Source organism: Flexithrix dorotheae DSM 6795 (assembly GCF_000379765.1).
In the GTDB taxonomy this organism is placed as follows: Bacteria; Bacteroidota; Bacteroidia; order Cytophagales; family Flammeovirgaceae; genus Flexithrix; species Flexithrix dorotheae.
In genome coordinates, this window is the sequence record NZ_KB903476.1 from 157933 (window position 1) to 184370 (window position 26438).

The 26438-nt window shown below is 36.6% G+C and carries 21 protein-coding genes; 9 read left to right on the forward strand and 12 right to left on the reverse strand.

Features of this window, described 5'->3' with window-relative positions; translation table 11 throughout:
* Positions 1-49 precede the first annotated feature (49 nt).
* Entirely contained in the window at positions 50-451 is a 402-nt protein-coding gene (locus tag A3EM_RS0131110) for a hypothetical protein (RefSeq protein WP_020532170.1), read from the reverse strand.
* Between the two features lie 341 nt (positions 452-792).
* On the opposite strand from A3EM_RS0131110, the gene A3EM_RS0131115 reads away from it, so the two are divergent.
* On the forward strand, positions 793-1743 hold the full coding sequence (locus tag A3EM_RS0131115) for a ComEA family DNA-binding protein (RefSeq protein WP_026210691.1): 951 nt from the start codon (positions 793-795) through the stop codon (positions 1741-1743).
* A gap of 183 nt (positions 1744-1926) precedes the next feature.
* On the opposite strand, the gene A3EM_RS0131120 is transcribed toward A3EM_RS0131115, so the two are convergent.
* The gene (locus A3EM_RS0131120) at positions 1927-3159 is read right to left on the reverse strand and encodes a Gfo/Idh/MocA family protein (RefSeq protein WP_020532173.1); all 1233 of its coding nucleotides are present in this window, start codon (positions 3157-3159) and stop codon (positions 1927-1929) included.
* 402 nt (positions 3160-3561) lie between these two features.
* Positions 3562-4443, reverse strand: coding sequence for a hydroxypyruvate isomerase family protein (locus tag A3EM_RS0131125; protein ID WP_020532174.1), 882 nt, complete (start codon positions 4441-4443; stop codon positions 3562-3564).
* Positions 4444-4652: 209 nt separating this feature from the next.
* Here A3EM_RS0131125 and A3EM_RS44170 point away from each other — a divergent pair, with 209 nt between their 5' ends.
* Positions 4653-5516, forward strand: a complete 864-nt coding sequence (locus A3EM_RS44170) for a CPBP family intramembrane glutamic endopeptidase (protein ID WP_020532175.1) — start codon at positions 4653-4655, stop codon at positions 5514-5516.
* A gap of 12 nt (positions 5517-5528) precedes the next feature.
* Here A3EM_RS44170 and A3EM_RS0131135 read toward each other — a convergent pair whose 3' ends face one another.
* Positions 5529-6983, reverse strand: a complete 1455-nt coding sequence (locus A3EM_RS0131135) for a sodium:solute symporter (protein WP_020532176.1) — start codon at positions 6981-6983, stop codon at positions 5529-5531.
* 504 nt (positions 6984-7487) lie between these two features.
* Between A3EM_RS0131135 and A3EM_RS44175 the strand changes: the two genes are divergently transcribed.
* The gene (locus tag A3EM_RS44175) at positions 7488-8066 is read left to right on the forward strand and encodes an ankyrin repeat domain-containing protein (protein WP_020532177.1); all 579 of its coding nucleotides are present in this window, start codon (positions 7488-7490) and stop codon (positions 8064-8066) included.
* A gap of 43 nt (positions 8067-8109) precedes the next feature.
* Here the strand turns inward: A3EM_RS44175 and A3EM_RS0131145 are convergent, their stop codons facing one another.
* Together A3EM_RS0131145 and A3EM_RS0131150 are read right to left on the reverse strand one after the other, a co-directional pair.
* Positions 8110-9678: an ABC transporter permease/substrate-binding protein gene (locus A3EM_RS0131145; RefSeq protein WP_026210692.1), complete on the reverse strand. Its 1569-nt coding sequence runs from the start codon at positions 9676-9678 to the stop codon at positions 8110-8112.
* Between the two features lie 22 nt (positions 9679-9700).
* A complete protein-coding gene (locus A3EM_RS0131150) occupies positions 9701-10672 on the reverse strand; it encodes an ABC transporter ATP-binding protein (RefSeq protein WP_020532179.1) in 972 nt (323 codons plus the stop codon).
* A 516-nt stretch (positions 10673-11188) separates the two neighbouring features.
* Here A3EM_RS0131150 and A3EM_RS0131155 point away from each other — a divergent pair.
* On the forward strand, positions 11189-12061 hold the full coding sequence (locus tag A3EM_RS0131155; RefSeq protein ID WP_020532180.1) for a DUF3592 domain-containing protein: 873 nt from the start codon (positions 11189-11191) through the stop codon (positions 12059-12061).
* Between the two features lie 399 nt (positions 12062-12460).
* Here the strand turns inward: A3EM_RS0131155 and lhgO are convergent, their stop codons facing one another.
* Positions 12461-13657, reverse strand: coding sequence for an L-2-hydroxyglutarate oxidase (gene lhgO, locus A3EM_RS0131160; protein WP_020532181.1), 1197 nt, complete (start codon positions 13655-13657; stop codon positions 12461-12463).
* A gap of 264 nt (positions 13658-13921) precedes the next feature.
* Here lhgO and A3EM_RS0131170 point away from each other — a divergent pair, with 264 nt between their 5' ends.
* Positions 13922-14590, forward strand: a complete 669-nt coding sequence (locus A3EM_RS0131170; protein WP_044240425.1) for a nitroreductase family protein — start codon at positions 13922-13924, stop codon at positions 14588-14590.
* 260 nt (positions 14591-14850) lie between these two features.
* A complete protein-coding gene (locus A3EM_RS0131175; protein ID WP_020532184.1) occupies positions 14851-15459 on the forward strand; it encodes a DUF2179 domain-containing protein in 609 nt (202 codons plus the stop codon).
* A 117-nt stretch (positions 15460-15576) separates the two neighbouring features.
* Here the strand turns inward: A3EM_RS0131175 and A3EM_RS0131180 are convergent, their stop codons facing one another.
* Complete coding sequence (locus tag A3EM_RS0131180) at positions 15577-15861, reverse strand: RNA recognition motif domain-containing protein (protein ID WP_020532185.1); 285 nt, start codon at positions 15859-15861, stop codon at positions 15577-15579.
* A gap of 469 nt (positions 15862-16330) precedes the next feature.
* On the opposite strand from A3EM_RS0131180, the gene gpmI reads away from it, so the two are divergent.
* Positions 16331-17854: a 2,3-bisphosphoglycerate-independent phosphoglycerate mutase gene (gene gpmI / locus A3EM_RS0131185; RefSeq protein WP_020532186.1), complete on the forward strand. Its 1524-nt coding sequence runs from the start codon at positions 16331-16333 to the stop codon at positions 17852-17854.
* 79 nt (positions 17855-17933) lie between these two features.
* Here gpmI and kbl read toward each other — a convergent pair whose 3' ends face one another.
* Together kbl and A3EM_RS44180 are read right to left on the reverse strand one after the other, a co-directional pair.
* Positions 17934-19124: a glycine C-acetyltransferase gene (kbl, locus tag A3EM_RS0131190; protein WP_020532187.1), complete on the reverse strand. Its 1191-nt coding sequence runs from the start codon at positions 19122-19124 to the stop codon at positions 17934-17936.
* Positions 19125-19185: 61 nt separating this feature from the next.
* Positions 19186-19431, reverse strand: a complete 246-nt coding sequence (locus A3EM_RS44180) for a hypothetical protein (protein WP_020532188.1) — start codon at positions 19429-19431, stop codon at positions 19186-19188.
* A gap of 317 nt (positions 19432-19748) precedes the next feature.
* Here A3EM_RS44180 and A3EM_RS0131200 point away from each other — a divergent pair, with 317 nt between their 5' ends.
* Positions 19749-20732, forward strand: coding sequence for an NAD-dependent epimerase/dehydratase family protein (locus A3EM_RS0131200; protein WP_020532189.1), 984 nt, complete (start codon positions 19749-19751; stop codon positions 20730-20732).
* An 8-nt stretch (positions 20733-20740) separates the two neighbouring features.
* Here A3EM_RS0131200 and A3EM_RS0131205 read toward each other — a convergent pair whose 3' ends face one another.
* On the reverse strand, positions 20741-21331 hold the full coding sequence (locus A3EM_RS0131205; RefSeq protein ID WP_020532190.1) for a hypothetical protein: 591 nt from the start codon (positions 21329-21331) through the stop codon (positions 20741-20743).
* A gap of 112 nt (positions 21332-21443) precedes the next feature.
* Between A3EM_RS0131205 and A3EM_RS0131210 the strand changes: the two genes are divergently transcribed.
* Positions 21444-22919 carry a hypothetical protein gene (locus A3EM_RS0131210; protein WP_020532191.1) on the forward strand — a complete coding sequence of 492 codons (1476 nt, stop codon included), beginning with the start codon at positions 21444-21446 and terminating at the stop codon, positions 22917-22919.
* A gap of 460 nt (positions 22920-23379) precedes the next feature.
* On the opposite strand, the gene A3EM_RS0131225 is transcribed toward A3EM_RS0131210, so the two are convergent.
* Positions 23380-26403 (reverse strand): serine hydrolase domain-containing protein, encoded by a 3024-nt coding sequence (locus tag A3EM_RS0131225; protein ID WP_020532194.1) that lies wholly within the window; start codon positions 26401-26403, stop codon positions 23380-23382.
* Between the last annotated feature and the right edge of the window lie 35 nt (positions 26404-26438).

Sequence of the window (26438 nt, forward strand, 5' to 3'; positions counted from 1 at the left end):
TTCGGCTCTCCGTGATTTTGACTCACAATAATGAATCTAATCCTTGTCTCTATCTGGCTAAGTTACGCAAAGAGCTTAAAAACAAACCCAAACCTCCAATGAATAAAACAAGAATGGTGATTAACTCAAATAAGGTCATTCTCTGCATTGTAAAATGCAGACTGGTAATTACCCCAAACCCTAGCATGATCAGGGAACCAATGGCCAGGAACCAGCCCAAATAGTTAGCTGAATTAAAAAAGATCATTCCTATGCCAATAATAAAAGGAATCAGTACAAAACCGGAAGTTAACCTGAACCCTCCAAATGAATATAAACTGTACCCCAGGCCAAAACTATTGGTTACATGGATTGAATTTAGAAATAGATATCCGCCACCGATAAGCATAATCAGTCCTAGAAAAAATCTGCCAATTCCTCCCTGCGACCCTCCTGCTCCTTTAATTTCCATTTTTTAATATTTATTTAAGTGAACAATATTAGGCAAACGGGCAACACAAGCTTCCCTAACAAAACCTAAGAATCATTCTTAAATTTAATTAAAGAAATATAATAATTGACGGCTTGCAGTTTTTTATTGAGGTTCCCCTAGTTATAGCTCCACTGAATATCAGACAATTACAAATGCAAACAAGCTATAATTTTCTAACTATACAGAAAATAAGAAGAGTAAATATTTTATACACGTAATAAACTCTCGTTAATCATTAAAAAAATGAAATCTTTCCAAAGAATCCATAAAATTAATTTTGGTAATGCGAGTTAATAAATAAAAAAGTCAAAAAACCTTCAATGAACGAAATAAAAAACTGGATAAAATCATATTTCAGCTTTTCCAACAGGGAAACTAATGGGTTTGTAGTATTAGTCATAATTATGGCTATTTTACTCATGAGTCCCTTTTGTTCTCGTTTTTTGATGAAAAAACCTGCTAAAAACTGGGACAGTGATCTTGAAAAACTTGAAATTCTTGCCGCTCAGCTAGAGCCTCAGTTCACCGCCAAAAAAGCAAAAAAGGAAATGAATTCTTCAAAAACTTCATTTCCCAAAAAGGTTGTTAAATATTTTAATTTCAATCCCAATGAGATCAGTTTGTCGGAATGGGAAAAACTTGGGGTTGCCACCTACCTGGGTAAAAGAATTTTAAAATATGTTGAAAAAGGAGGAAGTTTTAAGATTAAATCAGATCTGAAAAAGATTTATGGTTTTCCCGAAGAAGCTTATTCAAAACTGGAGCCTTATATAGACTTACCTGAGGCTTTTTCAAAAAAAGAAAAATTTAAAGCGGAAAATAAAACGTATCCGGATGTTAAAAAACATATTGAAAAGACGGAAGTAAAAATTTCCTCTTTTGACATAAATAAGGCAGATACCACCACATTAAAGCAAATTAGAGGAATTGGCTCCAAACTTTCCACAAGAATTGTGAAATTCAGAGACAAACTTGGTGGTTTTCATTCTCTGGAACAGGTAAAGGAAGTCTATGGACTTAAAGAAGAAGTTTATCTTTCCTTAATCGAAAAAGCTGAAATTACCGACTTATCGATTCAAAAGATTAATATCAACCGGGCAGATGAAACTATGCTTAAGTCTCACCCCTATATCGATTGGAAACTGGCCAAAATTATTGTGAATTACAGAAAACAGCATGGCAATTACAACTCTATTGAAGATTTGAAAAAAATAAAAATAGTCACGGAAGAACTTGCAATACAGGTTCAACCCTACATTAGTTTCCAATAATAATTTCAAAACAAACCGCTCACTTCCTGATCAACAAATAGGGACGAAAATTATAACCCACATAAGCCATAATTCTTTTCACCAATTATTTACTAACATCTACTAATTGGATTATTTAATAAAACAAAAAGGATTTCTGCCATTGCAGGAATCCTTTTTTATTATGATGATTAAAACTAAAACTTAAACTGTATATTCTTCCTTCCACCTTTCAGTAGTTTTGTTTCTCATAGCCATATTTCCCATAGCTACAGCCACACTTCCATAATGCCCGGAAATGACGTCTGCATTTGGCTTTTTGCTTTCTCTGATGCATTCAGCAAAGTGTTCGAATGCATTTCCAGTTGGCACACTGTCATCTTTGGAAGGGTCTCCCAAAAGTATTGGAATTGCTTCTCCGGCTTCCATCAATTCTTTTGTAGCACCACTAACCCCATCTACATCACTATTGGCCCCCTGAACCGGCTCTGGGTAAATAAATCCTTTTTGTCCCTGCTCTCTGTTCACTACAATTGAAGCCTTAGTTCCATAAAATTTCATGGAAAATCCTTCATGAGCATTAGTCGTAAGACAGGTAAAATGAGATTTAACGCCATTAGGATACTCGAAAACAGCAGAAATATTATCATAGGTTTCCCGACCATCCTTCCAAAAATCCACTCCACCCATACCTGTTACGGCCAATGGATGTGCACCTAACAACCAGTTCACTACATCTATCTGGTGAGAACTTAACTCAGCCATCAATCCTCCTGAATACTCAAGGTACATTCTCCAATTGATTAGTCTTTCCAGTGACGGGTCTGAAACAGGCTTTCTCCAGTCTCCATTCCGATTCCAGGTACATTGTATATGTTTTACATCTCCAATGTATCCACCAGACATAATATCATTTATTTTCATAAATAATGGATTAACCCTTTGCTGATAACCCACCTGGAAAACTACATTACTGTCCTTCACTTTTTCCACCAATTGCTTGGACTGATCGATATTGAAAGCCATGGTTTTTTCGCAGTATACATGCTTGCCGGCTTCTATCGCATCCAGAGCCATTTCAGAATGAAGGTACAGTGGAGTAGCTACTACAATAGCATCCAAATCTTTATTCTCCAACATTTTTTTGTAGTCCTTATATCCTTTGGCATCCTTAGCAGCCACACTTAATCCCTGCTCCAGTCTTTCAGGAATAATATCACAACAAGCAGTAACATTTATACCAGGTACATCCTGAGCCACTTTTACAGCCCATGAACCTCTTCCACCTGTGCCAATTACCCCTAAATTAATGTTGTCGTTAGCTCCGATTATATTTCCAACTGATGGGAAGGGAAGGGAATGAAATCCCATAGCCATTCCGGCTGTAGCAAGACTGCTGGCACCGATAAAGCCTCTTCTTGAAATGTTTTTTTTCATTTTCTATATTGGTTGTTTACTATACAATTTTTTCAAAGAGAAATATATTTCCCAAGCATTAAGTTAAATAAAATTCCATCCTTTATTAATAAAGACACAACAAAATGCCAGGAGTTAATGCTGAATATGGAGAATTATATATTCAAATTTCTCCAGAAATTTAGAACACCTGAAAATTCCCCAATTACTGGCGCCTAAATTTCAGACACCAGTTACACAAGGATATGAACAAATCTTTATATTTTGAAAGACAAATATTTCTTTTTCTGGTACATTTTCCATCCTAATTCCCCACCAGCACCATTGTATAGTATTTAATCAATTATGATAAAACAAACCATTAAAACTGAAAAAGCCCTTTGAAAATCAATCCAAAGGGCTTCCAAATAAAAAATTCTATTTTCAGATATTACAAATGTCCACTCCCTGTTTCAATGAAGCTAGTTTATCTTCCCTTGCCGGGATAAATTCCTGTGCTACAAACCCATCAAACCCGGTTTCTACAATGGCTTTCATAATCGCAGGATAATACAACTCCTGAGTATCATCAATTTCATTTCGGCCTGGTACCCCACCGGTGTGGTAATGGGCAATGTATTGATGATGTTCCTTAATGGTCCGGATTACGTCTCCTTCCATTATTTGCATGTGATAAATATCATACAGTAATTTCATTCGCTCAGAACCTACCATTTCACAAAGTGCCGCTCCCCATTTGGTGTGGTCACACATATAATCTTTATGATTAATCTTACTGTTCAGCAATTCCATCACAATGGTTACTTTGTGCTGTTCGGCAAGGCTCATTATTCTTCTGATTCCTTTCGCACAATTGATCATTCCTGTTTCGTCATCCATCCCGTCCCTATTCCCGGAAAAAGTAATCACATTTTTTATCCCTGCTTTTGCGGCCAGAGGAATAATTTCAGTATATCGGTCTACCAGTTCATCGTGTAAAGCAGGATCGTTCCAACCTTTGGTAATTCCTAAAGAAGCTCCATTTCCCATGGCGCAGGTTAGCCCATATTTTTGCAAAGTAGGCCAGTCATTCACACCTAACAGCTCAATAGACTGAAGCCCGATTTTTTCACTTTCCTTGCAAAGATCTTCAAGGGATATATCCTTATAGCACCATTTACATACCGAATGATTCACCTTTCCTTTCAATCCGTTTTCCAGTGCATTTTCTGCAGCAGTAATTCTGTGCGTAAGCCCACCTGATAATGCCACTGCAGCTGTTCCAGCGGTCATTTTCTTCAAAGCATTTCTTCTACTTGTTTTCATTTTCAAAAGGATAACTTGATATATTTAATTCACTATTTTTTTGATAAAGATACAGATTCCTTGAACCACATCCTAAATAATCGTCTTCTCTACGGTTATAATTTTTGTTTTCAGCAGGACTATTATCAATAAGAAACCGCTCTCAAAATTTTCAGAAGGGTAAATTAGGCATTACTTTTCCAAATTCGAAATACTGATTAGTAAATTTTATGTTGAGTAAATCTGAAAATGGGAGAAATGAGTGGTGGAGATACCTGCTTACTTTGTGTAGTATCATACTGGCTATTTTTATATGGCAACTCTTCGCTGAAGTGAATCTGGTTAGCCATATTGAATTTGACAATGAACATCCTCTGGGAAAGAATATCATTTTCATATTAGCCACGTTTCCTTTTGCTATAGGGTTCCTTGCCTTGCTTTTTTCTCTAAAAAAAATCCACGATAAGTCCCTGTTAGGGATAATAAATGATTTCCAAAAATTCCGGTGGAATCATTTTTTTAAAGGTTTTGGATTATGGTTTCTCATATCCTTAATGATCATCCAGTCCAACTTCATTTTCTTCCCCGATGGTTTTGAATTTAATTTCCAGGGCGTTCATTTCTTCTTAATGGTGCTCATTTCCCTGGTTTTTATTCCTATACAGGCGGGCTTCGAAGAATTAATTTTTAGAGGTTATCTGCTTCAGGGTTTCAATCTGATCGCCAATAATAAATGGGTAGCCATGGTACTCTCCACTTTACTTTTTGCAGCAGTTCATGCTTCAAACCCTGAAGTAAAGGCATTTGGAGAATTCTTCGCTATGGGTCAATATCTTTTTATGGGATTATTATTTGGCTATGTCACTATTAAGGATAAAGGGCTGGAAATAGCCTGGGGCGCCCATGCAGCCAACAATATCTGTCTTTCATTATTCATTACCAACGAATCCTTTTCCCTGCAAACCCATGCGTTATTCTTACAACATGAAGTCTACCCAACATTCGACCTTATATCATTAATCATTGCAGGAGGTTGTTTCATCCTGATTTGCTGGCTCATTTTCAAATGGAAGAAAGAGGGAACTAATACCTGAACTCAGCCGATTTTAAGCCAGGGAGCTAACTTTTTTGCGGATTAAAGTCATCAAGCCTAAAAAGGTAATTATACCATTCAGGATAACCAGTTCATTACCGAATTGATGGCCGTTGAATAGCTCTTCAGAAAAGAAATTCATTAAATAGGAAATAATAGGAGCAATAGAACAAACCAAAGGAACATAGCGGTCTTTGAGGTTCCATTTGGTAAAAAGCCCAAAAGCAAAAAGTCCCAACAAAGGTCCGTAGGTAAAACTGGCTACCGTAAATATGGATTCTACAACCCGCTCATTATTAATCAGTTTGAACAGAGCTACAATAATGAAAAGAATAATGGAAAATACCAGATGGACCTGAATACGAGTCATTCGCTTAGTGGCTTCTCCCGTTTTGGTTTTGCCAAAATCCAGAAAATCTATACAAAAAGAAGTTGTAAGGGAAATTAACGCTGAATCTGTACTTGAAAAACAGGCTGCCATTAATCCGATAAAAAACAGCACCAATACAAAATTGCTAAAATTATGCTGCAATAAACCAATTAAGAAACTACTGTCTGTTCCCTGAACTCCGTACTGATCCGCATACAAAAAGAAAAGTGCTCCAAGTGTGAGCATAAAAATATTTACAATCACCAGGACAATGACAAACCAGAACATATTTTTCTGGGCATCACTTATATTTTTACAACTCAGATGTTTTTGCATGATATCCTGATCAAGCCCATTAAATACTACGGCTATAAAAATTCCGGATAGGAATTGCTTAAAAAAATGACTGTCACTTCCAGTTTCCCAGAAAAAGGCAATGGAATATTTACTTTCCTGCACTTTTATCATAGCTTCATTAAATGTCCCGCCTACATTTTGAACCAGAAAATTGATAATCAGCCCTACTACAATAATGATTAGGCTGGTGTTAAAAACATCTGTCCAGATGATGGTTTTTATGCCTCCCCGAAGAGAGTAGAAAAAGATAATGGTAAGCCCTATTAGTAAAATGACAAAGAAGTTTATTCCTAAACTTTTGAAAACCAGCTCATGCAATATACTCGTGACTATAAAAATACGAAAAGCCGTCCGTAAGGCCCTGGAGATCAGAAAGAAAAAGGCTCCTGATTTTTGTGACCAGAAACCAAATCTGGTTTCAAAGTAACTGTAAATGGAAATAAGATTGAGTTTATAATAAATCGGAAGGAGAATTGTAGCTACAAACGCATATCCTAACAAATAGCCAAATACCCGCTGAATATCGCTAAAACCACTGGTGCCCACTCCCAGGGGAATCAGTAGGAAATCCAGACCTGAAATGGCCACTCCTACCATACCGAATGCCACCAAATACCACTTTGCCTTTTTTTCTACATTAAAAAATATGGCTGTGGTAGCACCTCTGGCCGTAAAAAATGCAATGATAAAAAGTGCTAAAAAATATAAAACTGAAATAATCAGTACCTGATTTCCACTCATGACAAAGTCAAAAAAATTATTTACAGAAGTTGCATTGGAAAGTCAAAACAGACAAATTAAATAACTCATTCATTTGCAACCACATAAAATCTAATTCCTCCCGTTCCACAGTAATTCCCAATATAAACAAAAAAGGCTTTCCAGACAGCGTCTGTATTCGCAACCTTACGTCCTCCAAACTTCTGAAGCTCAATTTGCCCCTGGTCTCTACTGAATTACCCGCAACCAGGAATTTTAAAACTTATATTGAGAATAATAGCCTTTCAATTTCTTTCCCGTGAAATTGATGATTGCAAAAATAACAATCTCAAAAAAGGAAATTCAATAAATTATAAATAAATTGAAAAGACCATTTTATTAACCTTTAGCAAAAAAATACGTGTAAGGTTAATTAGATTTAATCATATTATTAAGAAATTTTTTTTAGAAGTTTCCTGAATAATTTCAGGAATATAAATTTTAAGATAAAAAAGCTCTATTATTCATTAATCATTTAAATTCCCCATGGAACCAAAAAAACTTAGATTCCAAAAGAAATTAACCTTTTTCTTCCTTTTCTCATTGCTTTCCGGACTTTCTTTAAATGCTATCGGACAAGAAAGTGAAGTAAATGTAATATTTAAAGCGATAGAAAAAAATCAGGTGGACCAGATTCGTACGCTATTAGAAACAGGAACTGACCCGAATATTAAAGATGCTTTGAGAAATACCCCTTTACATATGGCTGCTTTTTATGGCTATGAAGATGTAATTGACTTATTGGCGTCCAAAGGAGGCGATGTAAATGCCATAAACGAAGCCGGCAGGTCGCCTCTATACGAAGCGGTTCGTGCCGATCATCAGCAGGCAGTAAGTGCTTTAATTGCCAATGGAGCCAAACTTACACCTAAATACACTGATAAGAGGTTCACTATCCTGCATTTTGCAGCTATGGAAAACCGATATGAAATTTCGGAGATATTGCTGGAAAATGGGGCAAACCTTAAAGTGAAGGATGCTTTAGGCAAAAAACCAGCGGACTATGCGAAAGCTACTAAAAATAAAATGCTGGTAAAGCTTTATAAAGATAAGAGATGGAAGTAAAATGTTTTTATTAACATATTTTCCTCAAAAAAGCTGCTTCAAATTAATTTGGAGTAGCTTTTTTCATATAATCAGCCAAATTACTTATAGTCTTTATTTTTAAGGAATCGGCCTGTGAACTACGCATCATTAAAGCGTAAGTATTGTTAAACCCAAATGGCCCCAACCATTGGAGTTCATAATTTTCTTTAAACTTCCTTTTCACGAAATCGTAAATTTTTCCTGCATCGCCCTCCAGTGTTTTTTGCTCCTGTTCAGTCGGCTTTAAAAGGACATACAATCCCGTACCGGTATATTCAGGATAAATGTCAATTTCCCCTGCCATCAGGGCATCGAAACATATCTTTGTTCCCCCAAGGCCACTTTTTTGTTCAACTTTTAGCAATGAATAATTTTCAATCAGTAAAGCAAATATTTCTGTGAGGATAAACTGTTCGGAAAAATTTTTAGAACCAATCACCAGATCAGGAGGACCTGTTCTTTGTACACTGGTTTTAAAACCCAAAGAATCCAGAAAAGCTTTGGCCACTTGTTTAGCAGGAATTTTTCCATTATCCACTTGAAAATTGAGCTGCAACATGGTCTGGTTATCAATTTTTCCTTCCAGTTTGTTTAATATTTCCTTAAGCTCGGGAAATTTTTCCAGGGTACTTGCTTTCACTAAAGGAGCTGCAAAATATGGCGGAAAGAAATTTTTATCGTCCTCCAATACTTTGAGATCATAGGCTTTTATTCTGCCATCTGTGGAATATCCGCTTATGACATCCACTTCCTTATTTTTAATCGCCATGTACATAAGCCCCGGGTTCAATTGCACCGTGTTGATCTTCAAATCATACACCTGTGTCAGTTTTTTCCAACCATCTTCTCTTTCAGTAAACTCCGGCTCCAGCCCAATCGTTAACTGATCAGCTTTTGTGGGACTAAAAAATATCCTTCCCATTAAAAAGATCGAAAGAATTACTCCAATGATTAAAATAGGCCTGAGTATTTTCTGAATATGCTTTTGAATTAATCCCAGAATAAAATCGAAAAACAGGGCTAGTAAAGCGGAAGGAATGGCCCCGGTCAAAATCATTTGTACATTATTTAAGGCAATTCCTGTAAAAATAAACTCCCCCAGTCCGCCTGCTGCAATTAAAGCACATAAAGTAGCCACCCCGACATTGATTACTGTGGCCGTTCTGATTCCGGCAAAAATGGTAGGAAGTGCCAGAGGAATTTCCACTTTGGTTAACAGCTGAAATTTACTCATGCCCATTCCGGTTCCTGCTTCAATTAGCTCATCTCCTACTTCTGTAAGACCTGTATAGGTATTTCTTACAATGGGTAAAAGTGCATACATAAAAAGAGCAATAATGGCTGGTACCGGCCCTATGCCAACCAGAGGAATTAAAAAGCCCAGAAGTGCCAGGCTGGGAATGGTCTGAAAAACACCAATAAATCCAATTACCGAACTGGCAAACTTTCTTTCAAATCTTAAAGCAATCCCTGTGAGCATCCCAATGATCACTGCCAAAATGAGGGAAATCAGGGTGAGCCATATGTGCTCAAAGGTCCGCTGAGCTATTTCCTGCTGGTGAGTCATTACAAATTGCCTAAACTCATTCATAGTGGTTTTATTTCAATGGTTTTTAGGAGTTGAATGCAATTTTATATTTCCTGAAAGCCTCCAATAATTCAGAAATGGTCGTTTGGATATTTTCCCCATTTTCTAATTGGACAGCTAACTTGTCAATGGAAGTTGCAGCATATTCCTGCATAAGCTCATAGAAATTCATATTATGAGGGAATTGGGCAATTGTAGGGTTCTCAGCTTTGTATTCATTGTGATTCAGGAATGGCATCAGATCTGCCAAATTCACCAGGTTTAATTCAAACTGGAATTTATTATCTGTAAAGAACTCCAGTACATAAGGACTATCAGGACTAAAAACCAGTGCTTTAGAAGTACCCATCTGAACGATTTTCCCGTGATCCATTAAACAAATTTTATCTCCAAGTTTTATGGCTTCGGAAATATCGTGGGTTACCATCACAACTGTGAAATTGAAATGGGTCTTCAGCTTTAAAAAACTTTCCCTCACCTGATTTCGGATTAAGGGATCAAGAGCACCAAAGGGTTCGTCCATCAATACCAGCCTGGGATTTCCGGCAAGTGCCCTGGCTATTGCTACCCGTTGTTGTTGTCCGCCACTTAGCTCATTGGGGTAGCGATCAATAAACTGTTCTGGGGCAAGTTCCAGCAATTGTAAAAGCTCATTTACCTTTTTATTGATGCTGGTCGCATCCCAACCTAATAATTTGGGAACTACAGAAATATTTTCTCCTACTGAGTAATGTGGGAAAAGTGCATTTTCCTGAATGACATAACCAATTTGCCGTCTGAGTTTTACGGCATCTAATTGAAGGATATTTTCATCATCAAAAAAAATATCCCCACTACTTGGTTCAATTAGCCGATTAATCATTTTGAGGGTGGTGGTTTTACCACTTCCACTTTTCCCCAGCAATACTAAAGTTTCTCCTTCTTTTATTTCAAAAGAAATATTGTCCACTGCCACACTTTCATTGTAAACTTTTCTCAGGTTTTTAATGGAAATCATTAATCAGTGCTTATTTTTTATTTAGAAGTAATTCAAACTTATTTCTTTAGGCTCCAAACTGTCATTTCAAGAACCTCAGTTCGCATAAAAATTTAGCAATAGCGCTGCTACCAAATGTTGGCGCAGTTCAAATTTTTCTACTTCCTGAGAACCTTAAACTGACAATTTTCGCTGTAAAACAAAAAGTTTAAATCACTTCTTGGCAATACACCCTTTTACTTTTTTTCAGATTGAAGAAAAATCAGGGATTTTAAATTTGAAAGGTAAGTTTAAAAATAGACTAAAGTGAAAACCCTATCAAATTATTGGAGGGATTTTTATTTATTCCTTTATTTGAAGTTCAGAAGCGTACTTAAATCCGGATTAGGTTTTTCTTTCTGGAATTGTGTGGAAATTAAAAAAAATGGGTTGCCAATAGTTTGTTCAATTAGTGCTTCCTGTTTAAAATAAGGTTGATTTTTCGCTCAACTTCCAGAAGCGTTTTTTGTCTTACAATTTTTTCAACACTCAAGATAAATGGAACAAACCATTAAACTTACTGAGGCGCCCAGAAAAGTCCCTTTCACTACTTCTTTAAAAATCTTATTTGGTGGATTTACCAACCAGATTGGCTGGCCAATTTTTGGTTTGGGGATGGTATTTTTCTGGGTTTTTTCCCTTGATTCTGATTTAATGAACCTGGGTAAATTTTCAGGACAACTTGAAACTACAAAAGGAAAAATTACAGCGGTGAGAGCCACCGGAGCGATTGTGAATGGGAAAGATGTGGAAGAATATACCTTTGAATATAAGACTAAAGAAGGAACTTTTGAAGGTCAATCCTATAGCAGGGAAATTCAGTTTAGAAAAGGAAATAATGTAATTGTAGAGTATGTGGCAAACAATCATGCTTTTAGCCGAATTAAAGGATTGAGGTCGGCTGAGTACGGATTGGCTACCGGAGTTTTACCACTTGTAGTGCCTCTTTTGGGACTGGTAATGGTGTTTATCGGCTTCACTGGTGGATTGAAAACTAAAAAGCTTTTGGTACATGGCTATTGGGCTTTTGGAAAAATGAAAGGCAAAATTGCCACTGGCCGGGAAATTAATGACCAGGTAGTGTACAAAATGAATTTCGGGTTCAGGGGGAAAGATGGGAAAGAATACACCACAGTGGCCTACACCCACGAGACTCATTTACTGGAAGATGAAGACATGGAACTGTTGCTTTATAACCCAGATGACCCAAAAGATTCCATGATGTTTGACAGCATGCCGGGAAACCCTGAAAGAGATGAAAATGGGGAGATTTTGGCTGTAGATAAATCAGTAGCCTTTGGGGCTCTTTTCATTCCCTTCCTTGCCATAGTAGGCAATACCATTTATATGATTGTTTTGTTTAACAGTTAGTATATTTGAAATGAATGCTTATTTTTCATCTACATTATTTTACCTCTAAAAAATCCCCTTTAGAAGTACTATATTCTTAAAACAGGCAGGCAATTTTCACCCCCTTACCGAGATCGTCCGGCAATCCTAATAAGCAAAGCGGTCATTTCCTTATAAGGAATGTGGGTGTTTCCTTATAAGCAACGTGGTCGTTTGCTTATTGGGTCGTGACCGTTTCCTTACTAGGAACGTTGGACATTCCTTACCAGGCGCAAGGTGTTTGCTTACTGGGAGTGGGGTGTTTCCTTATTAGAAATGAAGACAACTATTATTAGAAGTAATGTAAAATGCAACCTATACTTCCTGACTGGCTGCAATTGTATTGCAGCCCAGCAGTTTCCTATCGGGCAGTTTTTCCAGTTAAATCCTTTTCATCACCAACTCAGAAATGCTTTTTCCAATTGCCAAAGATGAAGTAGCTGCAGGTGATGGGGCATTTAAGACATTTACACTGTGGTCATTTTCTATAATTTTAAAATCGTCTATTAACCCTCCGGTTCGGTCACAGGCTTGTGCCCTTACTCCTGCTCCACCGGGTTTTAAATCTCCTTCCTGAATTTCCGGTATTAATTTTTGAAGGGCTTTGGTAAAGGCGGATTTTGAATACGATCTGTAAAACTCTCCCAGTCCGGTTTTCCAGTATTTGGCAGCTACTTTACGGAATCCCGGCCAGGCAAGCGAAGCCGTAAATTCATTGAAATCGAAATCAGATCTTTTATATCCTTCTTTCTTAAAGGCAAAGACGGCATTTGGACCAGCTTCCACTCCTCCATTAATCATTCGGGTAAAATGCACTCCGAGAAAAGGAAAAGCAGGGTCGGGAACCGGGTAAATCAGGTTTTTCACCAAATACTGTTTTTCTTCCTTCAGCTCATAGTATTCCCCCCTGAATGGAATAATCCTGACATCCAGCTTTGGATTAGTAAAGCTGGCCACTTTATCCGAATAAAGCCCTCCACAATTCACCACCAGTTTTCCCACAAAAGTCTGATTTGCTGTAATTACCTCCGATTTGCTATTTGCGTTTTGTATATCCACTACCTTCTCCCCCATAAAAATCTCTCCTCCTAGTTCCTTAAACTTCTCCGCATATTTTTGGGAAACGGCTTTATAATCAATGATTCCGGTCTGTGGAACTACAATTCCAGCTATACCATTTACATGAGGTTCATATTCTTTAAGTTCACCTGCTGAGATTTTTCTCAAATCTTTTAAGCCATTTTGCTGGCCTCTGGTGAAAATATTTTCCAAAGCGGGCAATTCCTTTTCATCCGTAGCCACGATGATTTTCCCACACAATTCATATTTAATCTCTTCCTGATCGCAAAAAGCAATCAGATCGTGATAACCATTAATGCAATTTTTGGCTTTTAAACTTCCCGGTTTGTAATAAATCCCGGAATGGATTACTCCACTATTGTTCCCTGTCTGATGTTTGGCAAGTTCCTGTTCTTTTTCCAACAAAGCTATCTTTTGACCGGGATCAGCCTTTTTCAGGTTTAATGCTGTAGCCAGACCAACTATTCCTCCTCCTATTATTACAATATCAAATTGCATTTTGTGTAGTTTTATTTACTTTTGGCGCAAATGTAATAAGAGCTTGTTTAAAATGTGCATTAGTAAATGGATGAAGTGCACATGGTAAATTTCAGGGTAATCATCCAAAAGTTATTTTCCAGTCTTCTTAAATATTCCTTTGTTCCCATTCCCCAGAAGGCCATTTAAGAGTTTATGACAGCGAAATCCCTCACGCCATTAAGGTTAATGATCGCTGGCGGATTCGGCTTAAATAAATTATTTTCAAATAAAAAGTTTCAAATAATGGATTCAGAAAAAGGTTTTATTCCCTTTAAAAGAACTTCATTCGAAGGGGAAGAATTAAAAAAAAGGGTACAGGAGTTTTATCAGTTTATGGATCAGCGGAGGAGTTTACGGGATTTTTCCGATAAGCCAGTGCCTAAAGCAGTAATTGAAAATATCATTATGGCAGCTTCTACAGCACCATCGGGAGCCAATAAACAACCCTGGACTTTCTGCGCCATTTCCAGCAGGGAAATCAAAAAACAAATAAGGGAAGCCGCAGAAAAAGAAGAGTTTGTCAATTACCATGGCCGAATGTCCGATTCCTGGCTCGAAGATTTGAAGAAATTTGGAACCAACGAAATAAAACCTTTTCTGGAAATTGCTCCCTGGATAATTGTGGTTTTCAAAAGATCTTATGAAGAAGAAAACAATGAGAAGAAAAACAATTATTATGTAAGTGAATCGGTTGGACTGGCTTCAGGATTTCTACTGGCAGCCATTCATCATGCCGGACTGGTGGCACTTACACATACACCAAGCCCGATGAATTTTCTTTCCAAGGTTTTGAACAGGCCAAAAAATGAAAAGCCATTTCTTTTAATTCCAGTGGGCTATCCGGCAGAAGATGCCCTGGTTCCTGATATTACCAGAAAATCTAAGGATGAGGTAATTGTTTTTTACGAGTAGGATATTTCAGCAATTTCCAATGTACACTAAAAACTGCTTTTTCACAGCAAGGTCTTCGATAGAGACCTTGCGTCCATCAAACTTCAGAAGCCCTACAGACGCAGGGTCGCGAAAATACAGACCCTGCTAAGACAACCTGTCCGGAGCAACTTTTCAATTCCATTGAGAATTTCTGAGGCTATTTGCTAAAAAGTTCTCTACATTTGAAACAAATATGAAAATGAAACTTTCTCATATTTTCAAACTTAAATTTTCAGCCAATGCAGAGTGCCTTTGCAGAAACTCTTGGAATTAGTCCTGTTATTTTTCATTGGGTAATACTTCCCATCTTAATCTTCCTGGCCAGAATTTGTGATGTTTCCATTAACACAGTCAGGGTAATTTTTATGCTCAGCGGTAAACGACTGGTAGCCACCTTACTCGGTTTTTTCGAATCCGCTATCTGGCTAATTGCCATTAGTCAGATTTTACAAAATATTGGCAGTGTGGTCACCTACCTTGCCTATGCCGGAGGTTTTGCCATGGGAATTTATGCGGGTATGCTCATAGAAGAGCGAATGGCACTGGGGAAAGTAATTGTAAGGATAATTACCCAAATAGATGCGCATTTACTTATAGAAGAAATGGAAAAAAGAGGTTATGGTGTAACATCTGTAGATGCCAAAAGAGGTAAAAGTGAAGATGTGAACATTATTTTTACGGTGGTAAAAAGGAAAAATGTGGATGCTCTCGTTGATGTGATTAATGAATTTAACCCCAATGCTTTCTATACATTAGAAACTTTAAAATACGCCAGTCAAAACCATGATCTTTTCCCATTGATTCCTCCCAAAAAATCGAGTTTTATCCGATCTTTAATCAGGAAGTAATATCTATTTGAAAATCAAAAAAGCTCATTCAAATGACTGAATGAGCTTTTTTTACTCTCTAACAAAAATATATTAGTAAATAAAGTAATGGTTTAATTTATCCGATTAATCATATTTTTAATACCTTCTCTGGTTGTAATCTCCTCCACCTCTTCTTGGCTCCCTTGGATTTGCTACTTTTACAACTATTCTACGGCCATCTAATTCTGACTCGTTTAATTCCTCGATAGCTGTTTGTCCTTCGCTATCATTATCCATCTCTACAAACCCGAAACCTTTTGAAGAACCGGTGTCCCGATCCATAATTACTTTTGCTGATGAAACTTCACCAAATTGACTGAAAACCTGGTCCAAATCCTCACTTGTGGTGGATGAACTCAGTTTTGCTACGAAAATGTTCATTTGAAATAAAAATTAAAATAAAAAAAGATAAACGTGGATTTTGATAAAAGAAAAGTGGGGCATTCAGATTGAAAAAATGAGTGGTACTAACCTTAGACCTAATCCTTTAACAAAGTTAACTGAATAGTGCATTTTTCCAATTTTCAGGAAAAAAAAGTGGCAAGAATGATAAATACGGGCTGTAAGGTTTTACCAATTATATTAATCATTAGTTCCTGGTTCTTCCTGAAACACCTCTAATTTTGGTAAATAAAACAAAATATATCTTTTACTTTTCCAGTACTCTCCCCATTGTATTACCAAAATATGAATAGATTATGACATTTTAGGAAATGTAATTTTCTTTTGGAAATGGCTATTAAAAAATTAATGATAACCAATTGGTAATATAGGCTATAGAAGTCCAAATCAGTTGAAAAAATCCTCTCCTTTTGATTTGATTAAACCTTTACATAGTTAAATTTGTGGCATGGATAAGAAAGTATTATTAATGATTTTAGATGGCTGGGGACTAGCCAAAGACAAGGAAGTGTCTGCAGTGGATAAAGCTAACACTCCTTTTATAGATAGCCTTTATGAAAAATATGCCCATAGTAAATTACAGGCCTGTGGCTTAGCAGTGGGATTACCTGAAGGACAGATGGGAAACTCTGAAGTGGGTCACATGAATATTGGTGCAGGAAGAGTAGTTTACCAAATGTTGGTAAGGATAAATAAGGCCGTAGAAGACAAAACTATTGGCAAAAATGAGGAATTGGTAAAAGCATTTGAATATGCCAAAGCCAATGATAAAAAAGTCCATTTTATTGGACTGGTATCTGATGGAGGAGTTCACTCCCATATTAATCATTTAAAGGGATTGATTACTTCTGCAAATGATTTTGGTTTGTCCAAAGTATTTGTGCATGCCTTCACCGATGGCAGAGACTGTGCACCAGATAGCGGAATTAAGTTTGTGAAAGAATTAGAGGGACATATCGCTGAAAACACCGGGGCGCTTGCTTCAGTTACTGGTCGGTACTATGCCATGGACAGGGATAAAAGATGGGAAAGAGTAAAATTGGCCTATGATGCCATGGTAAAAGGCGAAGGCAAAAAGGTAACTTCAATAGATCAGGCTGTTCAGGAATCTTATGATGAGGGGGTTACTGATGAGTTTATCAAACCAATTGTAAAGGTTGATGATAGTGGAAATGCAGTGGGAAATATAGAGGAAGGAGATGTAGTGTTATGTTTCAATTTCAGAACGGACAGAGGCAGGGAAATAACAGTGGCACTTACTCAGGAAGCTTTCCCTGAACAGGATATGAAACCACTTGATTTGTATTACATGACCATGACTCAATATGACGAGACCTATAAAAATGTTCATGTATTATTCGAAAATAAAAACCTGGAAAATACACTGGGAGAAGTTTTAGCCAGAAATGGCAAAAAACAAATCCGAATAGCAGAAACAGAAAAGTATCCTCACGTTACTTTCTTTTTCTCGGGTGGTGAAGAAGAACCATTTGAGGGGGAAACAAGATTGATGTGCCCTTCTCCAAAGGTAGCTACTTATGATCTTCAGCCTGAAATGAGTGCCGGTGATATCAGAGACAAAATCATCCCCGAACTAAATGCAAAATCTGCAGATTTTATCTGTTTAAACTTTGCCAATCCGGATATGGTAGGGCATACTGGTGTTTTTGAAGCTGCAGTAAAAGCCTGCGAAACTGTAGATCAGTGTGCCAATGCAGTGATTGATGCGGCTACCCAAAATGGTTATACTACCATTGTGATTGCCGATCATGGCAATTCTGATATTATGAGAAACCCTGATGGATCACCTCATACAGCACATACCCTGAATCTTGTTCCATGTATTTTGGTAGATGAAGAATTAAAAGGTCCAATTAAGGATGGAAAACTTGGAAATCTTGCTCCTACTATTCTGGAATTAATGGGAATTGAAAAGCCTGAAGATATGGAATGTAAAAGTTTATTAGGATAAAATTTATAAACCATATAAAAGAAAAGGTCCTGATTTTTAATTGATCAGGACCTTTTTAATTTATAGAAGGTATCAGAAATCAGGAAATTACTCCAAGTTCTTTACCCACTTCAGTAAAGGCTTTTATAGCTTGATCCAAATGAGCTATTTCATGAGCAGCTGAAATTTGAACTCTGATTCTGGCTTTATTTTTAGGCACTACTGGATAGAAAAAGCCAATAACATAAATTCCCTTTTCCAATAATTTTTCCGCAAATTGTTGTGCCAATGGAGCCTCATAAAGCATAATTGGAACAATTGGATGCTCACCAGGGGTAATGTCAAAACCAGCTTCAGTCATTTTTTTACGGAAATAACTGGTATTATTTTCCAGTTTATCCCTAAGAGAGGTTGTTTCTGTAAGCATGTCAAATACCGCAATAGAAGCTCCTACAATAGATGGAGCAAGGGTATTGGAGAAAAGATAAGGTCGGGATTTTTGCCTCAGCATTTCAATAATCTCCTTTCTACCAGAGGTAAACCCTCCTGAAGCTCCACCCAATGCTTTCCCCAAAGTTCCGGTAATAATATCCATTTTGCCCATCACCCCTCTGTGTTCATGTACTCCTCTACCGGTTTTGCCCATGAATCCGGTACTATGGCATTCATCTGACATTACCAAAGCCTTATATTTTTCGGCTAATGCACAAATTTTGTCCAGCTGGGCTATGGTTCCATCCATGGAAAATACACCATCAGTCACGATTATTTTCTGTGAACAACCTTCAGCCGCTTTTAATTGCTCCTCCAGATCAGCCATATCATTGTTTTTATACCTGAACCTTTTGGCCTTACAAAGCCTGACTCCATCAATGATGGAGGCATGATTCAGTTCATCTGAAATGATGGCATCATCAGGACCTAGTAATGGTTCAAAAACACCTCCATTGGCATCAAAAGCAGCAGCATAAAGAATGGTATCTTCAGTCCCTAAAAATTCAGAAATCTTTTGCTCCAGGGTCATGTGGATATCCTGTGTACCACAAATAAACCGTACAGAAGATAATCCAAAACCATGGGAATCAATTGCTGCCTTTGCGGCCTCAATTACTTTAGGATGGGAAGAAAGCCCAAGATAATTATTGGCACAAAAGTTTAAAACTTCTTTTCCAGTAGTAGTTTTAATTTCAGCACCCTGAGGAGTAGTAATTACGCGCTCATTTTTAAAAAGTCCGGCTTCTTTTATTTCAGCAAGGTCTTTTTCAAGTTGTGGTTTTAATGTGTCGAACATGTTTAAATATTGGTTATTAAAGTTATAATTTCTCCCTTGCAAGGTAGGGAAAGAAGATTGATTAAGTTTTTCTTTTAAAAACCGGCCGGCTCATTTTCTTTTTTGGCACCTCCGGCTCTGCAATTTCTTTCTTGAATGGATATTGCCTTCTTATTTTATTTATTAAAAATAATTTTTGAGCAACAAAGCTCTTGGGATGTACCTGGTAAAAAAGAGATTTAAAATCCTGAAATGTGGATAAATCTCCCTTTTTAAATAAAATCGGGTCAATCTTTTTTTGAATTAAAAACTGCTCAAATTCTTCCATGGGGCAAATATAAGGAAGGATATGAAGGAGTTGTATAAGCCTGCATTAAAATGACAAAATTGTGGTTCTATTTTTAATATCCATTTGAATTTTATATGAATATTGTTTCAAATTCCATTTTCCGAATTACTAATATCACAGGATTTTTTTATGATTGAATTCAATAGATACACGTATAAATTATTGATTTATCACTGTATTTATAAATTCATTAATAAAACAGAAAAATATCATTTCACAATCCGGGAAATAGTTTTTTGAATCTAGCTCAAGCTTTAATTATTTTTGTTTTACCTTACCAGTAAACCATTAACAACATGCAAAAAAACACCACTCAAAAAATTTTGATAACCGGTGCAAATGGACAATTGGGTTCAGAACTTGCCGATGCACTGGCTGCTAAATTCGGAACAGACAACATCATAATTACCGATATCTCTATTCCTCCCAATTCAGTTCAGAAGTTTAAATTTGAAAAACTGGATGTAATGGATTTTGATGCTTTAGTCCGGTTGGTCAAAAAATATCACATTTCTCAAATTTATCATTTGGCTGCTATACTTTCGGCTAAAGGGGAAAACAACCCAAAAACAGCCTGGAAGATTAATATGGATGGCCTATTAAATGTACTTGAAGTTGCCAGAATATTTGGTTTGGACAAAGTGTTCTGGCCAAGTTCTATTGCTGTTTTCGGTCCTTCTTCCCCCAAAAACCTCACCCCTCAGCATTCCATTACCGAACCCGAGACCAATTATGGGATCAGTAAACATGCAGGAGAATTGTGGTGCAATTATTATTTCCAAAAGTATGGGGTGGACGTCCGCAGTTTAAGATATCCCGGAATTATCGGCTATAAATCCATGCCAGGAGGAGGTACTACGGATTATGCAGTGGAAGTCTTCCATAAGGCAGTAAATAATGAACCATTTATTTGCTTTCTCGAAAAAGATATGCATTTGCCAATGATGTTTATGCCTGATGCGATAAAGGCTACTTTACAATTAATGGATGCAAAAAAAGAAAATATAAAAGTTCGAACCTCTTATAACATCCAGGGTATGAGTTTCAGCCCTGAAGCACTTATTTCCGAAATCAAAAAGTATTATCCTGAGTTATTAGCCACCTACCAGCCAGACTTCAGACAAAAGATTGCCGAATCCTGGCCAGCTTCCATTGATGATAAAGTAGCAAAGAAAGAATGGAATTGGAAACCCGATTTCACCATAAAAAAAATGGTAAAGGAAATGTTTGTTCAATTGGAAATTCAAAAAAAGGAATTGATGAAAGAGGGGGTTTTGTAAGCCCCTTCTTAATCAATTGTAATATTCCCTCCATTTAAATGAATTTGACCATCCACTGTAAACCCATTATAGCCTGTAATTAAACCATTTTGATGCAAATTTTGCTTAACTTCCACTTTTGCCTGATTCAATATTTTACCTGTTGAATTGTTATTCAAATTTTTGTGAATAGTCCAAATACCAGAGGCTACAAACAGGCTGTCATTAATATTGGCATCTCCATAAATAGGAATAACACCTACTGAGTCAAAGGGAAAAATATAGACCTTTCCACCGGAATTCAAGTTTAAATTATGATTCACTTTTCCTGAATCTACCAATACAGCAATTCCATTTACATTTAGATTCCCTTCAACTGTGAAATCAATTACCACAGAGTCATTGGGGTTGATATTCGCATCTCCCCCTGTGTAAACGAACCTGTTGGTCACTTCATCACTTCCACAACTCATCATCCCTAATAAAAATGGCAAAAGCATTAATAAATAATTTTTCATGGGTACCTGTACTTTTTTATTCTGAGAAATTTCCACTCTTTTTTCAATAGTTATGATACAATTAAAGACATTTAATTTTGTCCAACCATTTAGTTGTATCATTTTGTAATATTCTTTCAACTTTCTTAACTATGGAGAAATTCATACCAAGGTGATGAATTAACTATAATTTTTAAGTTAGTAAACTATTTAAAATGAACCATTTCGCTGCCAGATGACCATAAACAAGACAAAAAATCAGAATCTTTTACCATTCTGGACCATTATTTATTTAGGGCTCCCAAGCCTTATTTTTATTTTAGGCTGGCTAAAACCCCTGATCGCCCTACCTGGCACTGTATTTTTTATCACCAGCATTTATTTTTTCTATCAATCTTTATCAGATGAGGAGGTAATTCCATTCCATTCCAAATTAACACTCAATGGCCAGATTTTAATTTGGTTATTGGCCATATCTTCCGCACTTTATGCAGGAATTGGAGGATATATTTTTCATGGAGATACCAATAAACATTTTGCCATAATTTTCGATCTGATCAATAAAAGCTGGCCAGTAGTTTATGAAGAAAACTACCTCACAAACGACCCTGTATTTCTGGACTATTATATCGGTTACTACCTGCCAACAGGATTATTAGGGAAAATATTTGGCATAACCCATTCTAATTTAATTCTCATTATCTGGGCTTCAGTCGGAATTTATTTAGTTTTTAGGTGGGTACTTATTTTCTCCGGAGAAAATTTAATTTTTCTTTCCATAATAGTTTTTCTTTTGCTTGGAGGTCAGGATTTTCTTTATTCAGCCATCAAAGTTCCCATAAAATATTTATTTACCGGAGTATGGAATGATCCTTATATTTTCAAGATGGAAGTCGCTGCTGAAGCTTCTGTTCATAATAATCTCCTACAATATTATGGGCCAATGGTTGGATTGACCTGGGCTCCTCAGCATTATATTGGAGGCTGGTTGGCAACCTCACTTTTTATACATCAAATATTATATAAAAAATCTCTAAGTAATATCGGGTTTATCATGAGCCTCACCCCTATATGGTCCATATTTAATACCATTGGCCTGGTTCCTTTTTTCCTTTTTTTCGCTTTTTATTTCAGGCTAAAGAAAATATTTTCTTTCCAAAATCTGCTCGGGGGAGGTTTTTGCATGCTTGTCATGTTTTTTTATTTCCAGGCTCATTTTTCAATTGAAATTTCAGGTTGGGTTTGGGAATTTATTCCGGGAAAATCATGGCCATTTAAGGTAATTATCTTTGCCATTGTGGAATATGGTCTTTATCTCCTGCTTATTTATAAATTCATTTTAAAAAGTCAGTTTAAGCTATTCACCATTATTTCGGCCATTAGCCTGCTACTCATTACCCTTTATGCTATTGGCATGTTCAACGATTTTTTAATGAGGAGTGGAGTTCCCGGGATGTTTGTAATCTCGATAGTATTAGTAAAATATTTTAAAAGTGTTCAGCAGAAAAAATTAAAATGGGTATTGGGCCTGATAGTTTTAATGAGTTGTATTCCCTATTTCTATTTAAGGTATAGGGTAAAAGAAAGGTTGGCTGAACAGGAAAAAATTGAAAACAGCAGTAGCGTAGTCAATATCTATGAAGACACGTGGTTTAATTCACAATATTTGGGTAAAAGCACTTCTATATTTTATAAATACTTATCAAAATAGAAATTTTTCAAAAAATTCATAAAAAAAACCAAACCAAGTATAATAATATCGAATTCATTACGTCTAATAGATAACTGATTAAAAACGCTGAATTTGATTCAGTACAAAGAACTACTAAAAACAAAAATCCAAAAAACTAAAACCAATTTCAATGCCTGTGGTAAGTGATTGTTTTTCAAAACAATCAGGTGTGAATGAAATCCTCGTGAAGTTTACGGCAAAAATTCCTGTTTTAGTTTCCTGGTAATAAATTGATATGAGAACCCCAAAAGCTTTCAATCAGGCTTTTTGAGGGGAATTAAAAATATAGTTTTTTTTAAAACAGACAATTAAGGTGATTAACATATAGTAAAAGAAAGAGCCCGGCATTTTGCCGGGTTTTTTCATTATTGGATATAAGTATAATAATGAAATTTCTTTTAACGGTTACTCCCCGGACTTACCCAATATTAGTGAAATTCTATCTCCTCGCCTTAGCTTCAAGGTGGGAAAAGTCTGTAATAGACTCATAAATTACATCCTGAATAGAAGTCCTTACATTCTCCCTTAATAATTTTTTGTTGCCCACAAAGGGATGGATTCTATTTGAAAGGAAGATATACACAAGATTATAGGCTGGATCAACCCAGGCACACGTGCCTGTAAATCCTGTATGTCCGAAGGTACTATCGGAACTCAAATCTGATGTAGTACTTCTTTCTCTTTTCAAACTTGGTTTATCCCAACCAAGCCCCCTTCTGTTAGATTCATAAGGCCGGCTATTAAATTTTGCTAAAGTTTCCGGCTGCAAATACCACTTTCCCCCATAGTAGCCTTCCTGCAAATTCATTTGCAACAAAATAGCAATATCCAATGCATTACTAAAAAGCCCGGCATGCCCCCCTACTCCACCTGCTAAGGCAGCAGCAGGATCATGTACGAAACCATGGATTAGAGAATTTCTGGTATAGATATCCATTTCGGTAGGTACAATCTGGCTTTTATCAAATTTGTTAAGTGGATTAAAACCCAAAGATTTCAGGCCAAGTGGATTATAAATATTGTTTGCCACAAAATTTTCCAATTGTTCACCAGAAACTTTTTCAATTATTCTTTTTAAAATGATAAACCCCAAATCACTATACCGATAGCTATAAGGACGGTAGCGGTATCTTTTTCTGGCTAAATCTGTTTCGACTGTCCACTTCCATACAGAATCTTCAATAGTACTCAGGGCAAACAAATCCGGAGTGATCTGGATTGAATACTTTTCACTTGGGGTAGTAGATAAATATGCAGGATTATGCTGATTGTCAATCTTCATTTTCTCCCAAAAAGGAATAAAAGCTTTTAACCCCGCCTGGTGGGTAAGCACTTGTTTTAAAATGATATTTGCTTTATTAGTACCTTCCAGTTCAGGCAAATAATCTGATAATTTACCTTCCAAATTTATCTTTCCCTGCTCTTCCAATAACATTACAGCCTGCAATGTGGATAAAACTTTGGTAAGGGAAGCCAGATCGAAAATAGAGCTGTTAGTTACCTGTTCTTTATTGCTGTAAGTGTGATACCCGTAAGACCTGTTAAAAATAATTTTTCCTTCTTTTGCTACTAATACCTGACACCCAGGAGTAGCCTCATAAGCGATTGCCTGATTAGCAATAGAATCAATTTTATTCAGGATTTCACTTTTCATGCCCACACTTTCTGGTTCGCCAAAGCCCATCCTTCCGATAGTTACCATTTTGAAACCCATACCTTCCCTTAAGTTTTTTGAGGCAGTAACCGGTAATTTCGCATGATTTTCCACTGCCCCAAACAGCACCTGGGGAACGGCAGCCTGCATTAATGGGTCATTTTCATATGCACAAACAAGAAGTTTGGAATTTTCAAAATATTTGAGCGCATAAGGATTACCAAATGGAATAACAATTACCTTGGTTACTTTTTCCAGTTTTTGAATAAGTGATATAGTTGTATTACTTATTCCATATTGTTTGGAACCTCTATTGCTCATCTTGTGAATACTCACAAAAACCACGTCTTTATCCTTTAATTTCTCATAAAAGGAATTGATAGTGGTTTGGTTTATATTTTGAGTTTTAGATGAGAAATGCTCAAACTTGCCATATTTGTCCAATGTTTCCTGGAATTTATTTCCCTGGCTTAATCCAAAACTCAAAGAGCCGAAAGCAAGACTATCAATATTTTTTAAAGGCAGTAGATTTCCTTCATTTTTTACTACGGTTACTGCCTGTTCATAAAGTCTGGCCTTTATAGCCAGCGCTTTTTTGTTATTTAGATCATCATAAATTCCTTTTAGCTCCACTGGTTTGTAGTGGTTTAAACCAACCTTATATTTTGCCCTCAATATTTTCTTCACTTTATCATCAATTTCTTCAGCAGTCAATTCATTGTTGGCCATGGCTTTTTTGATGGCCTCTATACTAGCCGGAATATCATTAGGAGAAAGTAAGACATCATTTCCAGCCATTAAAGATTTTACTGCGATTTCCCCTGGCTTAAAATACTTGGCGACTCCCTGCATATTGAGTGCATCAGTAAAAATTAACCCATTATAACCCAGGCTGTCTTTAAGCAATCCTGTAACCACTTTTGGGGAAAGGGAAGTAGCCAGATTTGGTGTATCGTCAAGTGCAGGGATTTGCAGATGGGCAACCATTACACTTCCCAGGCTATCCGCAAAAAGAGCTTTAAAAGGATATAATTCAATTGCATTTATTCTTTCCACATCATGATTAATGACAGGCAAAGAATAGTGGGAGTCCATGTTGGTATCACCATGCCCTGGAAAATGCTTGGCATTTGCAATTACCCCATTATGTTGCATTCCCTTCATATAAGCCACCCCTTTTTGGGCAACTCTCTCTTTATTTTCGCCAAATGACCTGAATCCAATAACCGGATTGGCAGGATTTACATTAACATCCACCACGGGAGCAAAGTTGACATGTGCACCAACTCTTTTGATTTGTCTGGCAATCTCGGCACCCATTTCATAGATATACTTATCATTTTCAATAGCCCCAAGAGTCATTTGTTTGGGAAACATAATGGTGCTATCCAATCGCATGGCCAGTCCATATTCAGCATCCATAGAAACCAGTAATGGAATTTTGGCTAACTCCTGGTATTCATTTAATAGTTTAGCCTGCCTCAGGGGACCACCCTGCATAAATATGACTCCACCTATATGATGATTTTCAATAAGATTTTTAATACCATTTACATGATCGGAAGATAGATTGGAATAAGCAGTAGCCATAAACAACTGCCCAATCTTTTCATCCTCGGTTAATTTTGAAAAAGTTGAATCCACCCACTCCTGTTGTTGTTTTAGATAAAGCAGATATTCCAACTTTCTTTTTTCTTCCAATGCAGAAAGTTTTGCGGCTTCAGTATCCTGAAGAGAAATATTTGGTTCTTGTGCACAGGCAAAAGAATTGATGGTAAGTAATAATAGTATAAAAAATCTGTGAATCATTAGTGCTGATTGTTTAGGCAATGATTAAATCTAAT

Coding starts and splice junctions, on each gene's coding strand:
- A3EM_RS0131180 (WP_020532185.1), bottom strand. CDS start 15,861: ATGAACATTTTCGTAGCAAAACTGAGTTCATCCACCACAAGTGAGGAT.
- A3EM_RS0131120 (WP_020532173.1), bottom strand. CDS start 3,159: ATGAAAAAAAACATTTCAAGAAGAGGCTTTATCGGTGCCAGCAGTCTT.
- A3EM_RS0131135 (WP_020532176.1), bottom strand. CDS start 6,983: ATGAGTGGAAATCAGGTACTGATTATTTCAGTTTTATATTTTTTAGCA.
- A3EM_RS0131150 (WP_020532179.1), bottom strand. CDS start 10,672: ATGATTTCCATTAAAAACCTGAGAAAAGTTTACAATGAAAGTGTGGCA.
- A3EM_RS0131170 (WP_044240425.1), top strand. CDS start 13,922: ATGGATTCAGAAAAAGGTTTTATTCCCTTTAAAAGAACTTCATTCGAA.
- kbl (WP_020532187.1), bottom strand. CDS start 19,124: ATGTTCGACACATTAAAACCACAACTTGAAAAAGACCTTGCTGAAATA.
- A3EM_RS0131210 (WP_020532191.1), top strand. CDS start 21,444: ATGACCATAAACAAGACAAAAAATCAGAATCTTTTACCATTCTGGACC.
- A3EM_RS0131205 (WP_020532190.1), bottom strand. CDS start 21,331: ATGATACAACTAAATGGTTGGACAAAATTAAATGTCTTTAATTGTATC.
- A3EM_RS0131225 (WP_020532194.1), bottom strand. CDS start 26,403: ATGATTCACAGATTTTTTATACTATTATTACTTACCATCAATTCTTTT.
- lhgO (WP_020532181.1), bottom strand. CDS start 13,657: ATGCAATTTGATATTGTAATAATAGGAGGAGGAATAGTTGGTCTGGCT.
- A3EM_RS0131145 (WP_026210692.1), bottom strand. CDS start 9,678: ATGAATGAGTTTAGGCAATTTGTAATGACTCACCAGCAGGAAATAGCT.
- gpmI (WP_020532186.1), top strand. CDS start 16,331: ATGGATAAGAAAGTATTATTAATGATTTTAGATGGCTGGGGACTAGCC.
- A3EM_RS0131125 (WP_020532174.1), bottom strand. CDS start 4,443: ATGAAAACAAGTAGAAGAAATGCTTTGAAGAAAATGACCGCTGGAACA.
- A3EM_RS44180 (WP_020532188.1), bottom strand. CDS start 19,431: ATGGAAGAATTTGAGCAGTTTTTAATTCAAAAAAAGATTGACCCGATT.
- A3EM_RS0131175 (WP_020532184.1), top strand. CDS start 14,851: ATGCAGAGTGCCTTTGCAGAAACTCTTGGAATTAGTCCTGTTATTTTT.
- A3EM_RS44175 (WP_020532177.1), top strand. CDS start 7,488: ATGGAACCAAAAAAACTTAGATTCCAAAAGAAATTAACCTTTTTCTTC.
- A3EM_RS0131155 (WP_020532180.1), top strand. CDS start 11,189: ATGGAACAAACCATTAAACTTACTGAGGCGCCCAGAAAAGTCCCTTTC.
- A3EM_RS0131110 (WP_020532170.1), bottom strand. CDS start 451: ATGGAAATTAAAGGAGCAGGAGGGTCGCAGGGAGGAATTGGCAGATTT.
- A3EM_RS0131200 (WP_020532189.1), top strand. CDS start 19,749: ATGCAAAAAAACACCACTCAAAAAATTTTGATAACCGGTGCAAATGGA.
- A3EM_RS0131115 (WP_026210691.1), top strand. CDS start 793: ATGAACGAAATAAAAAACTGGATAAAATCATATTTCAGCTTTTCCAAC.
- A3EM_RS44170 (WP_020532175.1), top strand. CDS start 4,653: ATGTTGAGTAAATCTGAAAATGGGAGAAATGAGTGGTGGAGATACCTG.